The sequence below is a fragment of the Priestia sp. ABM2_011 genome, from assembly GCF_056158845.1.
Map to the genome: position 1 here is coordinate 1,969,471 of NZ_JBSWUB010000001.1, position 14,387 is coordinate 1,983,857.

The following is a 14,387-nucleotide window of genomic DNA, read 5'->3' on the forward strand; positions in this document are numbered from 1 at the left end:
GTGACTTAAATCAACTCCATTGGTAAAATGGAAGTAACAGGAATTTTTGTGTTTCACCAACTAAAAGTGAGGTGGGTTATTTGGTTCTTCATAAAAAAACGGTGTCTCTGGTCGCTCTTTTTTTACTGCTGTTAGTAATAAGTTCAAATTACGTGTTATATCATTCTTCTTTTGGACTTCAGTCGTTGCCTGGTAATTTCAACGGAGTAGTAGTAGGTTCTATTTTAGACTTAAGCCTTGTGGCTCCGCTCTTATTTCTAGCTTGGCAGCGTAAGTTCAGTCTAAAATACTTTATTGTATTAATGGCTACAGGCCTTATTGCTGCGCGTTTTATCATTCCAAGTGAATACTTGGCTTCTTTTCAGTCGGTTATGTGGCTAGGAGTTGGCATAGAAGGAGTACTCATTTTATTTGAACTTTCACTGCTATTTATGCTAGTCAAAAACGTACCGCCTATCTTAAGAAGGATCAAATCAAGCTCTTTACCGCTGTTATTTTCCTTTTCACGGGCTGTAAACGAAAAGTTCTCCAAACAACCGTTTATACACGTACTGTGTTCAGAAATGCTGATGTTTTACTATGCGTTTGGAACGTGGAAGAAGCAGCCGAGTACTGAAGAGAATACGTTTACTCTGTATAAACGCTCAAGTTTTATCACGTTTCAAATTATGATTATTCACGCGATTGTTATTGAAACATTAGGGCTTCACTGGCTGCTGCACAATACGTCTATGACTCTTTCAATCGTTTTACTGATCCTTAATATTTACAGTATTGTTTTCTTTATAGGAGATATTCAAGCATTAAGGCTTAACCCTTTACGAGTTGAAGACGACCGTATATACGTTTCGTTTGGCTTAGCCAAGCGTATTGAAATCTCTTTTAAAGATATTGAAGAAATAATAGAAGACACTCACACCCTCGAACAAAAAATACCTAACACTACGATTGAATTTATCGCACGTGATTTTGAAACCGTGCATCCTGATCTCTTACTAACATTAAAGTTTCCAGTTGAAGCAACACTTTTTATGGGAATCAAAAAGAAATACAAGCAGGTAGCTATTCGCGTAGATGATCCTCATGCGTTTAAGAAAATAATTAAAGAACGTTTGGAGAAAGCTCAGAAGGGCTTAATCTAGGATTCTAGAAAGCTAGGACCTTATAGATATATAAGGTCTTTTTGCTAGTGATCAGCTACTGGACATAAATAGTGAAGTGTTAGCTGTATTTTAGTAAAATGGAAGTAATAGGTAATGCGATAAAGGGGGATAGTGTATGGGAATTTTTTTTAGAGGAAAAGAGAAGTATTTAAACTCTATAGAATGGCTATCTGAAAACTCAATCAATTTAAGCAAACCAACTGAATGTACGCCGCAAGAGTTTGAATTTCTCCGTCATATCGTAAAAGGTAAGAGAGTTGTGTGGTTAGGAGAAAACGGTCATAACATAAGAGAACATAATATGATGAAGTCAAAAATAATAGAATTTCTACATAAAGAAATGAATTTTACCGTACTGGCATTTGAAAGCGGCTTGGCGGAATGCCATAGTGCTAATGAGTTAAAGGAAGAGTTTACAGATGAAGACTTTTTAAAAAACGCGATTTATTCTTTATGGGCAACAAAAGAAAATCTGTCTTTGTTTCAGCTGATGAAAAAATCAGATTTAAGTTTAATAGGAATCGATATTAATCCTTCTTCTAATCCTGATCTTTTCGTAAAATTTGTTCAGCAGCTGAGTCCCGTAGTGTCTAAAGACGTGATAGAAAAGATCGAATACATTGAGGCAGGCGTATATAAATGGTACTACCAGCTAGGGCAATATAAAGCGAGAAGAAAAAAAGTCCCAGCAGAAATGCTACATGAGTTTGAAGAGTTTAAAGAAAAAGCAAGCGCAGTGATAGGAGATTTAGAAGCTTATCTACATGAAGAATACGTTTTGCATCTTGAAAATCAAGAGCTTGTATGTAAGTTTAAAATGATTATTCGATGTCTGCAAAATCGCTTATATTTTATTAACCATATTCACCATAACCACCGAACCTATAAAAAAGTAAGAGAAAAAAGGATGAAAGAAAATCTAGAGTGGGTTTGTCAAGATCTGTATCCTGACGAGAAAATTATTATTTGGGCCCATAACCTTCATATCTTTAAACAATACAAAACGTTTACGGGATTTGAACCTCTAGGAGCAATTGTCTCTAATGAAATAAAAAAACAGTCTTATTACTTAGGCTTATTTATGTATGAAGGTGAAATACATACGGATACAGGGCAGCCATATAAAATAGAGAAGCCGCCGAAAAAAAGTCTAGAGGACTATATGCATCAAGTGCAATCACCGTCCTTATTTACTGATTTCTCACAGCTTGAAAAAAACTCAGACAACAAATGGATATTTACTAAAACGATCTTTTTAGAAAGTGGTACTATGCCAACTTTATTTGTACCACGCGATCAGCTAGACGGTGCTTTATTTGTTGAGTCTGTGTCTACGCCTGAGTATCTTAAACGCAGTAAAAATAAATAAAAAATCGTAATGAACAAAGAAGAGGTGTACATTGAAAATCTATACATGCAGTAAAGAACAGGGCAAAAAAGTAGATATCTATGAATTAGGGGAGATGTTCAAATTTGAAGACAAACAATTTGTAGTGGTGGTGAAATGAGGGGATTAGCCTATAACCTTTAAATAAGAGTTATAGGCTAACCAGTTTAGGCAGACTAATATTTATAAAAAAGGCTTAATATACGGAAGGCTCAAACCAAAATAAATAACAAACGACATAAGCAAGTAACAGCCAATAACACTTCTTCTAACGGGTGTAGAAGCTTTCTTCAACCAGCCCCAGTGCTTAACGTCATAGTCAAAAATAAAGTAATCTAAAATGATGGATAGCGTGATAATAACCGCAATTAGTAACAGGCCCATATGTATCCTCTCTTTCGGTTTATGAAATTATTACCATTTATAACAATATACCTTATTATTCCATTCATTACAAAGTGATTTTCTATAAACGGTTTATCTGCACTACTAGATTATGGTAAAATTCACAGAGTATAGTAGTATCATTTTTAAAAGAAAGATGGGAAGAAGTTGGATGTCGTAAAAGAAGTGAAGCTATTAAAATACCAAATGAGTCTCATGAAGCACATGATTAACGCAGAGGAACATCCTTTTTTTATGTTTGTGATTGATCATGAATTTGAAGAAAATCAAGTGAAGGTATTCTTGAAGATACTAGGTGTGTTTAGCTGCCGAATAAAAGGTGAAGAAATTTTCGAATGGTATCAAAATGATCAGCTATTCTCTCAATTTAATCTTCCGTTGGATAAATTATATGCGTCAGAACAACCAAATTTAGAGGAATTAAAATCGGTTGTCGCTAAGATTTTTTATCAGGAATTTGAACTAGAATATTTATTGTACAGTTTAAAGAAGCAGTGTATTCAAATGGAAGTGTGTGACTTTTTCTTGCAGCGTTTAAAAACAGATTTGAAATAACTCAATTCCGAATGTGTTTAAACGTGGAACTTTTAAAGGTAGAGGAGGGTAGGTGAGATGGCACGAATTATTAATTTCTGGTCATTTATCTTTACGCTACTGTGCGTTGGTTTCTTTTTCATCGCTTTTTATTATCCAGCGTTATTGAATATCAATCTTTGTTTAGCAATTATTCTATTTTGTATTGGTATCGCAGGGTTCTTTGGAATAAACAATTGGGTATCGGCTCTGAGAAGTATTTTGACAGTAATAATTAGCGGTGGATTAATCCTAGTAACAGGGTTTATTATCTTTACCGGCTATCTTTTCTCATAGCTCGTACATAAGAAGTACAACGATGAAATTATGAATCGTTGTGGATAAGAACTTTTGTGGTGTTTAGTTTGTCATTGACTTCATACAGCTTTTTAACGTATAGAAGAGGGCTAAATCGTTAGCCCTCTTTTAAGTAAGCTTGTTAATTAACCAGCTGTTTTTCAACTCATTTATTTACATTCAAAAGAATAATCATTAATAATTGGATTATGTATTTCTACTATGGCTTCTCCGCCGTTATCATAACATTTTGAGGTCAAAGTTTTTATTTCTGTACTATTAAAATAGCTATAACAGTTAATCAACACAGAGATTACTAGTAGTAAAGTAAGTAGAACAATTATGATTTCTTTTATTCCAGATTCAACGATAGATTTAATTTTTCATTCTCCTTTGCAATTTACATTAAAAGCTATAGACGTAGTAACAATGAGTCATAACGTTTAAATTTCAAGAGCTTGATTTTCGGATAGTCGAAAATCAAGCTTTTATTCTTTCATATAGAAATTTCAATAACCCTATCTAAATCTCGATTTTCTTACATTTTTAATTGACCTGTTTTATTCATAGTCAACCGTTGTTCCTCCAAACATAAACGTAATAATTCCTAATATAAAGAGTAGCTGAGAAATCATGCCTACTATACTGCAAATCAGACCGGCAATCGCGAGTCCTTTACCGCTTTGATTCGTAGCAGCTATTTGATTAGATGCTTTTTTGTAGAAGATAATTCCAATAATCCCTGTAATAAACCCAATGATTGGAATGAAAATAGATACGATACCTAGAGTTAGAGAAACAATAGAGTTGGTGTTTACTTGAGGTTTTGTATTAGTTTCCAATGAATTCACTCCCTATGAATTATATTTTTTGATTATACCATAAAAAGGAATAATATCCTTTTTACTAATAAAAGTAGAAATTTTTAGAATTATATGTGTCTCTGTATATTTTCTATGCGTCGTTTTATTAAAGGTAAGATGATATGTACAAAAAGAAACTTATTCTTTGACGTTCCTATAAGGAAATCGACTCTGTAGAGTATATTTACTGAGATAGCAGATTCTGCGTTATAAAACATTCAACCTAAATTAAGGAAAATATGATACAATAATCCATAAGGATGTGAATAAATGGAATTGTTTATACCGGATGCTTTTCTGTATGTGTCATTTGCGATTATGACGGCCTTTTTTGTACATGCGGCTATTAAACTAGCTACCTTTCAAACGCTACATAAGCATGTCTCTCTGCAGCAAAAGGACATGTATCTTATACAAAACGTAAATCTTTTATGCGCTCAGAATCTCATATGCTGCGTGTATCATAAATTTAAATTTATACATTCTGTTCACAGACAAGAAGCAATAGGTGAACAAGATGATGAAGGTCCTTATTCGCCAGTATTTTTTTCGTTTAACTAAAAAAATACTGGAGGAATATAAATGTTAAAACATAAAAAGAAGCTTTTCTTTATCTTTGTTTCCATTTTTCTACTTGCCGGATGTGATTCAGCAAACGTGATTCAAAGTTCGCACACTCACTTTTTTGATCACTATTTTATTTATCCTTTTTCACTGCTCATTTTGTTTGTAGGAAATATGTGGCTTCATCAAAGCGTTGGCTTTTCAATTATGCTTGTGACGGTGGGCGTACGTATGCTGCTGGCTCCTTTAAACATTCTTCAATATAAAAATCAGCTGAGCAATAAACGTATACAGCCTCAGCTTCAACAGCTAAAAGAGAAGTACAAAAATAAAGATCCTGAGAGTCAGCAGCAATATCAGCGTGAAATGATGGAACTGCTTAAAGAAAATGGAGCCAATCCTCTTATGGGCTGCCTTCCTTTACTTGTCCAGCTTCCCGTCTTTTCAATTGTGTACTACGCGATTAGACGAATAGATGAGATTAGCGCATCATCTTTTTTGTGGCTTGACTTAGGACATGCAGATCCGTACTTTATTCTTCCAATAGTGGCGGCAGTGGCTACGTATTTGCAGACAAGAGTCATGCAAAGGGATGTAGCAGGAATGAATGGATCGCACGCAGTGTTATCTCAAATTCTTTCGCCTGTCATGGTGCTTTCATTTGGGATATTTTCACCGTCTGGTCTCGTTTTATACTGGATGACAGGCAGTTTGTTTATGATTTTTCAGTCTCTTGTATTAAAGAAGGTTTTTCAAGAAAAGGCAGTGCTTGAAGCAAAATGAATAAATTAAAAGGTTGCTTTGCTTCGAGCAGCCTTTTAATGAAAGGAGGGGTACAGTGAAGAAATACATCATTTCATTCGGCGTAACGCTTGGAACGATAGCACTTTTATTTTTTATTGGCAATACCTTTCATATTTCGTTGTTTTCAGTTCAGTGGCTTTATGTAAATGAACCGGAAAATTTTCAAATGGAAGCAAAAGGCGGTTTGATACCGGTAGCCGTTGGGCTTATTCTTGGTTTTATAACAGACTACGTATTAAGTGAAAAAGAAAAAAAGCAGCGTCATCAATTATAGTGAAGACAAAAGGATCTTTTATAGGAGATCCTTTTTTTATTTATGATTTGGGTAAAAAGGTAAGGCAAGAATAGTACAGGCAGATGTTGTCATACATATTACGGTCATAAAAAATGAACGAGTTAGAAACAAAGCTTTATGTCGTCATCGACTTTTTATAGTTTATTAGCTATAATTGGTAGTGAATCGTCATTTTTGTAAAAAAAAGGTGATATCGCGAATCATCATAGCGATTAGATTACACTAACTACTAATAGAGAAAGTGAAGTGAGCACATGACAAATCTTTTAGAAGTTAGAAACATGGCAAAATCGTTTGGCCGAAATGAGGTTTTAAAAGATGTTTCATTTCATGTACCTCCTGGATCGATTGTTGGATTTATTGGTGATAACGGAGCAGGGAAATCGACGACGTTTAAAGCAGTACTAGGATTAATTTCGAGAGATAGCGGTACGGTCGAAATATTTGGTGAAGACAATTTAAATAAAGATGCGACGATTAAAGAAGACATTGGAGTCGTGTTTGATGCGATTAATCTGCCGGTTTCTTTAACAATAAAACAGCTAAACAACGTTTTTAAGAAGCTATTTCATTCTTGGGAAGAAGCTGATTTTTACCGACTGGTTCATTCTTTTTCACTGCCGGAAGATAAAAAAATACATACTTTTTCACGCGGCATGTCGATGAAATTATCTCTAGCGGTAGCGCTGTCTCACGGTGCTAAACTATTGCTGTTAGATGAAGCGACAGGAGGACTTGATCCTTCATCTAGAGAGGAAATATTAGATGAGTTAAAAGCTTTTGTCAGCGATGGCAACAGCGGAATACTGCTTTCATCTCACATTATGAGCGACGTTGAAAAAATCGCGAGCCATCTTGTTGTGATTAAAAACGGTGAAATTTTATTAAATGAAGAAAAAGAGAAAGTGTTTGAGGAGTACGCAATTGCCGTTATGAACGAAGAGCAGCTAAACGTACTTCCCGAAGAGATAGTAGTAGCAAAAAGAACGTATGATACGAATGTCCGCGTACTCGTTACAGCTAAACATCAGCTGCCAAGTGGAACTGTAACTGAACCGATGTCGATGGAAGAACTAAGCGTGCTTTTAACAAGGAGTGAAACGTAAATGAAAGGTCTATTGTTAACGAATTACTACCTCATTCACCGAAGCTTTTTGACGTACACAGCGCTCGCCATAGTTATTTCTGCGGTCATCTTTTATTTTGCGGATCCTTCATTTTACCGTATTATAGCGATGTTAATTATTTTGTTAATGGCAATGCCCGCGCTTGAAGTGATCAAATTAGAAAGTAAGACCGGCTATGACAAATACGTGCTTACTCTTCCAATTAGCCGGAAAAATGTGGTGCAAAGCCACTATATTTTTTACTTTTTAATTGTCGTCAGCGGAACCATCCTGTCCTATGGTGTTTTTTCAATGTATTCGCTTATTTCCAAGAGTGCAGTAGAGGATATAGTAAATATCGTTTCGTTTGGTACATTTATCGTACTTTTCGCCGGTGCAATTGCTTATCCGCTTCTTTATGTATTCGGGGCAGAGAAATCTGACGGAATAGTACTTGGAGGTGGAATGGGCGGCCTTTTCGTTGCGATTGCTTTACAAGGAGTTGTTGGGTATATAGTTGAAATATTAGCAGCATCCAGCTTACCGATCGCTTCTTCTTTGCATGTTCCTATCTTATATACTCTCTTTGGAGTGGGGATGTATATTGCTTCTTACTTTATTGCGCTGTCTATCTACCAAAAGAGAGAATTTTAGTGTGAATTGATTTTGAAGTAAAGACTACAAAGCGTTCTTTAAGACTATTTATCAACCAATAGTTCAAATAAAAAAACAGCCACAACGTTTGATAAACCAAGCAAAGAAGATCTCAAAAATATAACCGATATTATTGGTGATAAAGCTTAAGTGATGGGCACTTTAAAAAAAGTTAATTGTGTCCTCTAAGCACATGTATTATAGTAAAAGATGCAGTTTTAAAATGTGAAAGGAGACTATATGGGGAATTTGTTTAAACGGGCTTCAAACGTATCAAAAACCGCTTTTATTGCTACACTGATTTTGTACATAATTATTGTAGCGTGTTTTATTCCGTCAATTGTATTTTCAGGAGCTTTCTTTGCTATAGTAATTAAAGTAGCAGCAGCACTTTTAATCTTAGTAACAATCCTAGGAATGATTTATTCGTGCTTCATTAAAGGCGGCCAAAAATTTCTTTTTTTACTGTTACATGCCGCTTCTTTATTGATTGTTTTGTTTAGTATCTCTGCTTTTATGCTCGCTAAAAGCGCTGAGTTGACATAGTGAAGAGGAATTACATATGCAAAAAGGCAGGAGAAATCCTGCCTTTTTTATTTTTGTATGATTTCAAGAGGACTCGTATGTTCTGTAGAGGCGCCGCTGACTATTTGGCTAAACTTGTTTAACAAGAAGAAAAGAAGGAAAAGGAAGAAAAAAGGAGATGTGATAATTTGGAAATGATCATAGCTGTGACAGCGGGTATGGGTTTTCTTTTATCTTTTTACCTTTTTTATTTTTACCCTGTTATGAGTGAAAGAAAGGAGAAACCTTTGAGTGAAAGCCAAACCTATATGATAAGAGAGCTAGCCGTAATCGTTCTTTTAGCCAGCGCTATAGCGGGAAGTCATTTTACCTAAACAGGATGGTGCTATTAATCGATGCATCTCTTAATTGCTGACAAATAAATCGTATGCTGAGACTATCAAGCTAGGTGGGGTGAAAAAGAGGGGAGGCTAATACAATGAAATGGTATAAGCACGCGCTCATTCCTTTAGCTATAGGCTTTTTAAGCTTTGTGTGTTCTATCATTTATAGTAAGGCAGCGGCAAATCCGAGTCTTCAGCTGAACCAGTCGCTGTTTATTTCGATTGGTATAGGTATTGGAGCAGTTCCAGTATCCTTTTTTGTAGAGTATCAAAAGAACAAAGAAAATAAAAAGTTTCATAGCTGAGTTGTTTGCCGAATGTCTCTTAGATCTTTAGTTTGTTGAAATGGATGTGATAATCTGTTTATTCTTGTGAAGATTGGTTTGTTTGCTTTCGTTGTTTTACTTCACATTTCCTTTCGAAAACTGGTTTTGTATGCCCATAAAAAACAAAAGAAATCCCCAAAAGAAGGACGAAGGATATTAATAGGAGGAGCTTTGGTTATTTTGATTATCCTGTTATCCATTTTAAACTTTTTAAAGTATTACTACGGTGGTTAAAAAGGGCGGGCATATGTATTTTATATCTGTCTAGTCCTCGTCGATTAACCCATTGGTACCTCAACACTAGACTAGAAAAGTTTTTTAGGTGATCAATTCTGTAATCCATGGGATTCATGTAACCAAGCGTCCCACGGATTCAAATGTAATTAAGTCAATGGGCATCGTTATGTAGTTGACTCGTTCATTCTTCTAAACTGTCAAATTGTGTTGGTGAAATTTTACACATCTCTCGGCTGGACCCGATTAAAGAAATAAAAAGCCACTAATTACGATCAGTGGCTTAGAGAAATCTTCATTGTTGATGATTGTTATTGCTGTTCCGATTTAACCAGAATTTTAACTTGGTTTTTTTCTTTAATCAGGCTTTCAAACCCTTCTTCAATTACATCGTCTAGAGCTATCTTTTTCGTTACTAACTTTTCGGCTGAGAAGTAGCCTTTTTGCATAAGAGACAATACTGCTGGGAACACGTTACGATAGCCAATGATTCCTTTAACAGTTCGTTCTTTAATTACAATATCATTCGGTAGAATTTCTGCTCCTTTTTCCCATATGCTAACGATAATCGTTTCTCCGCCAATTCCCGTAGATTGGATGGCTTGACGTAATACAATAGGTACGCCTGTTACTTCAAATGATACATCTACGCCACCGTCAGTTAATCTAGCAATTTCGGCTACCGTATCTTCAACTTCAGCAGGATTAATGATGATGGCTCCTAATTCTTCTGCTTTCGCTTGTCTTTCTGGAGATAATTCAACTGCATAAATATCGGTTGCACCTGCTGCTTTCAACGCTTCAATGACAAGAAGTCCAATTGGTCCACATCCAAATACAGCAACTTTGTCTCCGGCTTTCACTTTACTTGAACGTACTGCATAAAGAGCTACTGCCGCTGGTTCTACTAGAGCACCTTGTTCATAAGATAAATCATCTGGAAGTTTGAATAAAAGTTCTTCGTCTACTGCGACATATTCACTAAGACCGCCACCGCCTCCGGCTAAACCTAAGAATCCCATTTGTTCATCTAGGTTATAAGCGCCTTGGTGTCCATGTGTAGCAAAGATTGGCTCAACAACCACACGATCACCAACTTTATAATGGGTTACACCTTCTCCAACCTCTACTACTTCACCTGAGAATTCATGTCCAAGCGTCACTGGAGCAACCTCATTAGTGAGAGGGTGCGGTTTATCAACTGGAATAAAGATGGGACCACCTAAGTATTCATGCAAATCACTACCGCAAATTCCACACCATTTAACTTTCATTTTTACCTGACCAGCCTGTACAACTGGTTCATTTATTTCTTCAAGACGAATATCTTTTTGATTATGCCATCTTAGCGCCTTCATATACTCCATCTCCTTGTGTCATTTCTTTTACTATATCTATCAGTATACAACCAGATATACTTATGGTAAATTTAGTTAATATTAACGATTGTTAAGTAATACTTAACTAAAAGAAAAAGAGGGCATTATGAATATTGAACAATTAAAACATATAGTGGAAATAGATAAAACGGGTTCACTAAAAGAAGCAGCTGGTAACCTGCATATTACGTTACCTGCATTAAGCCAATCTATAAAAAATTTAGAGAAAGAACTAAATATAATGATTTTTCATCGTTCCAGAAGAGGATCTATTCCAACTGAAGAAGGTCATAGGTTAATTGAAAAGGCCAGCGCTGCTTTATTGAAAATTCAAGAATTTATGGATGAAGCAGAAGCGTATACAAATACAATGAATGGTGAAATAAAGATTGCAACCTACCCAGGACCAATGGAGATTCTCGTTCGCTTAATAACAGAAATTAAAAGAGAATATCCGAACATAAAGGCTTCTGTCTATGAAAATAGCACCGAGTATATTATAGATAAAGTTCTAGATGGGGAAGTAGATGTAGGTTTCATTACTTATACAGAAAAAGAAGAAAAAAAGTATCGGAACTTGGTATTTAAAAAGTTATTGGATGGTCATATGGTAGCTGCAGTAAATAAGAAGTCGCCATTAGCCAAACAAACACTCATTACTGAAGAGATGTTAATTAACCAGCCAATTGTTTTATATAACGACAAGTATATTCAGGAATTTATGAAAGGTTTTAGTTCACTGCCATGTGATATCTTGTTTACTACCAATAATGTAGATACAATTCGTCATACATTGGAAAATAATACGGCAATAAATATAGGATTTGACTACGCATTTAAAACAGATGCTGGTTTATCTAGAAGTGATCAATATGTAGTCGTTAACTTTGCTCCTCCGCACTATAAAACTTATTCTTTTGGGTATTTTTATAACGCCAATAATGGGCTTTCTAGAATAATAAGAGAATTCTTAAAACGGATTCACAGAACTATAGTAAATAATGAATGATAAAGAGTGAAGGTTAAAAAGAATTATTTCAGAGAGAGGGAAATATGTGAAACGTCATTTAACTTTGCTTTTATCGTTATGTAGCAGTTTGTTCATTTTTTTATTGTCCCTGTTTCAATGGGATTTAGATGATCGTATAGGGAAATACGTAAGTCCATATATATGGTTATTCTTTGTCCTTCCTTTCTTTTTATTACTAACGCTGTGGACATTGATTTATCTCTTTAGTAGTAGAAAGTGGCTACCACTGGTTATTCAAGTGATAACCGTTGTGCTGTGGTTCTTCATTCCGTTTGAGCAGCTTAATTTAGACATAAACTTTAAACTCCATCAGCAGAAAAGAGAAGAAGTGGCAGCTCACATACAAAGTGGCGTCTTGAAAGCCGATGGAGTCGACTACCCATCGCTCATTCCTTTCTCCAATGAACCCGACAACTCATCGCTAATTGATCTACCGAAAGAGTATGCGAGTGTGTCCAGAGGTCGAGATGATGTTGCAGTAGAAACCAAAGGAAAGGCAATCTCCGTACTTTTCTTTACAAGCAGTGGACTATTCGGGCATTTCTCGGGTTTTGTGTATGACCCAAAAAACCGTAAACCTTCATCGGGCGATTTTGGTATGAAGTTTGATGAAATAGAAAAGATACAAAGAAATTGGTATTATATATCTTATTAGTAAAAATAGGGGCTTTGAATTATGATTCAAAGCTCCTGTCTTTTAGTGTTCACGTTTGTAATTAATTGGCCTTATGTAACCGAGCTTCCTATGAATTCGAATATAGTTAAACGAATGGAGGTAGGCGTGTCGTCTACTTAAACTTAAAGATTTTTAAACACAGCCTGTCCACATCCATTCATTCTATCGTTACTATAGGGTCTAGTTATCTTGCTTTATTTACAACAAAGAACCGCAGTTTATCTAAAAAATAACTAAAAGAATAAAAAGTAAGAATTTTTAAGAAAATTTTAATAACTGTCTAAGAAACTTCTAATTTCCTCTTTATTTTTTTGTAAGTTGTCTCCTTTAAGATAGAAGTAATCGAGTAGCCCACCTTATTTTGAGAAAGCTCAATAAGGTTGTATGACGAAAATACGAATGGGTAACCTCACTACTTAAAATGGAGGCTGATGTACACTTATGAATCTAGAGGTTTTTCGAAATTACTCCTTGCAGCACTTGAAGAAAGATATACTATCGGGTATTGTTGTTGGCATCATAGCTATACCTTTAGGGTTAGGATTTGCGATAGCTTCTGGAATATCGCCTGTTACAGGACTTTATACGACGATTGTAGCGGGATTGTTAATTGCTATTTTAGGTGGATGTAGGTTTCAAATCGCTGGACCTACGGGTGCGTTTGTTCCTGTTTTATTAGGAATTGTGTTGCAATATGGCTATGAAAACTTATTAATTGCCGGCTTTATGTCAGGGATTCTCCTCATTATCTTTGCGCTATGCAAAGTAGGAGCTTTAATCAAGTATTTTCCATCATCTATTATTGTAGGATTTCAGTCAGGAATTGCGCTGATTATCTTTATCGGGCAGATACCAAACTTCCTTGGGCTGCACGCGATTGACAAATTTCAATTTTTTCATTTGAATATAAAAGAGATTTTTGGTAATTTACCCTTCATCAACATCTATAGTATCGCTACAGCAGGATTGTGCTTAGCTACGATTTTAATTGTTCTTTATTTTTCACCAAAGTCGCTTGGGATGTCCTATTTACTTGGAATCATTGTATCAACGGGCTTGGCATCTTTTTTCTTTTCCAATCAGTTTGAAACGATTGGTTCGATTTACGGAGAGATACCTCGTCATTTTCCGGCGCCAGCGTTTCCAGATATAACAGTGGAGAGGGTGGTCACTCTTTTACCTTCTGCATTTGTCATTGCTATACTTGTAGGGCTACAGTCTTTACTGACAGCTCGCGTTGCGGATGAAATGACAAAATCAAAGCACAGCAGCAAAAAAGAACTGATTGGCCAGGGAATCGTAAACATGGTAACACCGATGTTTTCAGGTATTCCTGCGGCAGGAGAGATTGCAAGAACCGTTACCAATATTAAAAACGGCGCTTCATCTCCAATTGCAGGAATCACGCACGCTATCTTTGTGTTGATTGTGCTGCTAGTGCTTGCTCCGTATGCTTCATACGTAGCGCTTGCCAGTCTCGCCCCAGTTTTGATGGTCGTAGCGTGGAATATCAGTAAAAAAGAGCAGTTTGCAAAGGTGATAAAAGAAAAATCGTTTCATTCAGTGGTTTTACTTACGACATTTTCGCTAACGGTGTTTACAAACTTGACGATAGGAATCGCCGTTGGATTATGCCTGTCGGGTGCCCACTTTATGATAAAAAAGAGCAAAGAAAAGCAGAAATTATTAAGAAAAACAGGTTAACGTAAAGTAGAATAATACG

General features: G+C 35.7%; 17 protein-coding genes. 14 read left to right on the plus strand and 3 right to left on the minus strand.

Annotated features, from left to right (window positions below):
* Positions 1 to 80 precede the first annotated feature (80 nt).
* Positions 81 to 1,142, plus strand: a complete 1,062-nt coding sequence (locus ACXAE4_RS10525; RefSeq protein WP_289578122.1) for a beta-carotene 15,15'-monooxygenase — start codon at positions 81 to 83, stop codon at positions 1,140 to 1,142.
* A gap of 136 nt (positions 1,143 to 1,278) precedes the next feature.
* Positions 1,279 to 2,532 (plus strand): erythromycin esterase family protein, encoded by a 1,254-nt coding sequence (locus tag ACXAE4_RS10530; protein ID WP_289578120.1) that lies wholly within the window; start codon positions 1,279 to 1,281, stop codon positions 2,530 to 2,532.
* Positions 2,533 to 2,733: 201 nt separating this feature from the next.
* Here the strand turns inward: ACXAE4_RS10530 and ACXAE4_RS10535 are convergent, their stop codons facing one another.
* A complete protein-coding gene (locus tag ACXAE4_RS10535) occupies positions 2,734 to 2,934 on the minus strand; it encodes a hypothetical protein (RefSeq protein ID WP_289578118.1) in 201 nt (66 codons plus the stop codon).
* A 168-nt stretch (positions 2,935 to 3,102) separates the two neighbouring features.
* Between ACXAE4_RS10535 and ACXAE4_RS10540 the strand changes: the two genes are divergently transcribed.
* Both ACXAE4_RS10540 and ACXAE4_RS10545 read left to right on the plus strand, forming a co-directional pair.
* Positions 3,103 to 3,510 carry a DUF1878 family protein gene (locus ACXAE4_RS10540; RefSeq protein WP_289578117.1) on the plus strand — a complete coding sequence of 136 codons (408 nt, stop codon included), beginning with the start codon at positions 3,103 to 3,105 and terminating at the stop codon, positions 3,508 to 3,510.
* 57 nt (positions 3,511 to 3,567) lie between these two features.
* Positions 3,568 to 3,825, plus strand: coding sequence for a hypothetical protein (locus ACXAE4_RS10545; protein WP_098334289.1), 258 nt, complete (start codon positions 3,568 to 3,570; stop codon positions 3,823 to 3,825).
* 560 nt (positions 3,826 to 4,385) lie between these two features.
* Here ACXAE4_RS10545 and ACXAE4_RS10550 read toward each other — a convergent pair.
* Positions 4,386 to 4,667 carry a DUF4190 domain-containing protein gene (locus tag ACXAE4_RS10550; RefSeq protein ID WP_033580207.1) on the minus strand — a complete coding sequence of 94 codons (282 nt, stop codon included), beginning with the start codon at positions 4,665 to 4,667 and terminating at the stop codon, positions 4,386 to 4,388.
* Positions 4,668 to 4,958: 291 nt separating this feature from the next.
* Between ACXAE4_RS10550 and ACXAE4_RS10555 the strand changes: the two genes are divergently transcribed.
* The 7 genes from ACXAE4_RS10555 (at position 4,959) to ACXAE4_RS10585 (ending at position 9,324) form a co-directional block, all read left to right on the plus strand.
* Positions 4,959 to 5,249: a hypothetical protein gene (locus ACXAE4_RS10555; protein WP_289578114.1), complete on the plus strand. Its 291-nt coding sequence runs from the start codon at positions 4,959 to 4,961 to the stop codon at positions 5,247 to 5,249.
* A 21-nt stretch (positions 5,250 to 5,270) separates the two neighbouring features.
* Positions 5,271 to 6,035 (plus strand): membrane protein insertase YidC, encoded by a 765-nt coding sequence (yidC, locus tag ACXAE4_RS10560; RefSeq protein ID WP_289578112.1) that lies wholly within the window; start codon positions 5,271 to 5,273, stop codon positions 6,033 to 6,035.
* A 55-nt stretch (positions 6,036 to 6,090) separates the two neighbouring features.
* Positions 6,091 to 6,330 carry a hypothetical protein gene (locus tag ACXAE4_RS10565; RefSeq protein WP_289578110.1) on the plus strand — a complete coding sequence of 80 codons (240 nt, stop codon included), beginning with the start codon at positions 6,091 to 6,093 and terminating at the stop codon, positions 6,328 to 6,330.
* A 275-nt stretch (positions 6,331 to 6,605) separates the two neighbouring features.
* On the plus strand, positions 6,606 to 7,457 hold the full coding sequence (locus tag ACXAE4_RS10570) for an ABC transporter ATP-binding protein (RefSeq protein ID WP_049165693.1): 852 nt from the start codon (positions 6,606 to 6,608) through the stop codon (positions 7,455 to 7,457).
* Positions 7,458 to 8,111, plus strand: a complete 654-nt coding sequence (locus ACXAE4_RS10575; RefSeq protein ID WP_289578107.1) for an ABC-2 transporter permease — start codon at positions 7,458 to 7,460, stop codon at positions 8,109 to 8,111. It begins immediately after the preceding gene.
* Positions 8,112 to 8,351: 240 nt separating this feature from the next.
* Positions 8,352 to 8,657, plus strand: a complete 306-nt coding sequence (locus tag ACXAE4_RS10580; protein ID WP_289578105.1) for a hypothetical protein — start codon at positions 8,352 to 8,354, stop codon at positions 8,655 to 8,657.
* 457 nt (positions 8,658 to 9,114) lie between these two features.
* Complete coding sequence (locus tag ACXAE4_RS10585) at positions 9,115 to 9,324, plus strand: hypothetical protein (protein WP_033580215.1); 210 nt, start codon at positions 9,115 to 9,117, stop codon at positions 9,322 to 9,324.
* Positions 9,325 to 9,890: 566 nt separating this feature from the next.
* Here the strand turns inward: ACXAE4_RS10585 and ACXAE4_RS10590 are convergent.
* Positions 9,891 to 10,937 carry a 2,3-butanediol dehydrogenase gene (locus tag ACXAE4_RS10590; protein WP_029714146.1) on the minus strand — a complete coding sequence of 349 codons (1,047 nt, stop codon included), beginning with the start codon at positions 10,935 to 10,937 and terminating at the stop codon, positions 9,891 to 9,893.
* Between the two features lie 127 nt (positions 10,938 to 11,064).
* Here ACXAE4_RS10590 and ACXAE4_RS10595 point away from each other — a divergent pair, with 127 nt between their 5' ends.
* From ACXAE4_RS10595 to ACXAE4_RS10605, 3 genes are all read left to right on the plus strand, one after another.
* Positions 11,065 to 11,967, plus strand: coding sequence for a LysR family transcriptional regulator (locus tag ACXAE4_RS10595; RefSeq protein ID WP_028414635.1), 903 nt, complete (start codon positions 11,065 to 11,067; stop codon positions 11,965 to 11,967).
* A gap of 46 nt (positions 11,968 to 12,013) precedes the next feature.
* On the plus strand, positions 12,014 to 12,643 hold the full coding sequence (locus tag ACXAE4_RS10600) for a hypothetical protein (RefSeq protein ID WP_028414634.1): 630 nt from the start codon (positions 12,014 to 12,016) through the stop codon (positions 12,641 to 12,643).
* A 462-nt stretch (positions 12,644 to 13,105) separates the two neighbouring features.
* Positions 13,106 to 14,368 (plus strand): SulP family inorganic anion transporter, encoded by a 1,263-nt coding sequence (locus tag ACXAE4_RS10605; protein ID WP_154973874.1) that lies wholly within the window; start codon positions 13,106 to 13,108, stop codon positions 14,366 to 14,368.
* The last annotated feature ends 19 nt before the right edge of the window (positions 14,369 to 14,387 follow it).

Coding starts and splice junctions, on each gene's coding strand:
- ACXAE4_RS10530 (WP_289578120.1), top strand. CDS start 1,279: ATGGGAATTTTTTTTAGAGGAAAAGAGAAGTATTTAAACTCTATAGAA.
- ACXAE4_RS10535 (WP_289578118.1), bottom strand. CDS start 2,934: ATGGGCCTGTTACTAATTGCGGTTATTATCACGCTATCCATCATTTTA.
- ACXAE4_RS10545 (WP_098334289.1), top strand. CDS start 3,568: ATGGCACGAATTATTAATTTCTGGTCATTTATCTTTACGCTACTGTGC.
- ACXAE4_RS10555 (WP_289578114.1), top strand. CDS start 4,959: ATGGAATTGTTTATACCGGATGCTTTTCTGTATGTGTCATTTGCGATT.
- yidC (WP_289578112.1), top strand. CDS start 5,271: ATGTTAAAACATAAAAAGAAGCTTTTCTTTATCTTTGTTTCCATTTTT.
- ACXAE4_RS10570 (WP_049165693.1), top strand. CDS start 6,606: ATGACAAATCTTTTAGAAGTTAGAAACATGGCAAAATCGTTTGGCCGA.
- ACXAE4_RS10575 (WP_289578107.1), top strand. CDS start 7,458: ATGAAAGGTCTATTGTTAACGAATTACTACCTCATTCACCGAAGCTTT.
- ACXAE4_RS10580 (WP_289578105.1), top strand. CDS start 8,352: ATGGGGAATTTGTTTAAACGGGCTTCAAACGTATCAAAAACCGCTTTT.
- ACXAE4_RS10585 (WP_033580215.1), top strand. CDS start 9,115: ATGAAATGGTATAAGCACGCGCTCATTCCTTTAGCTATAGGCTTTTTA.
- ACXAE4_RS10590 (WP_029714146.1), bottom strand. CDS start 10,937: ATGAAGGCGCTAAGATGGCATAATCAAAAAGATATTCGTCTTGAAGAA.
- ACXAE4_RS10595 (WP_028414635.1), top strand. CDS start 11,065: ATGAATATTGAACAATTAAAACATATAGTGGAAATAGATAAAACGGGT.
- ACXAE4_RS10605 (WP_154973874.1), top strand. CDS start 13,106: ATGAATCTAGAGGTTTTTCGAAATTACTCCTTGCAGCACTTGAAGAAA.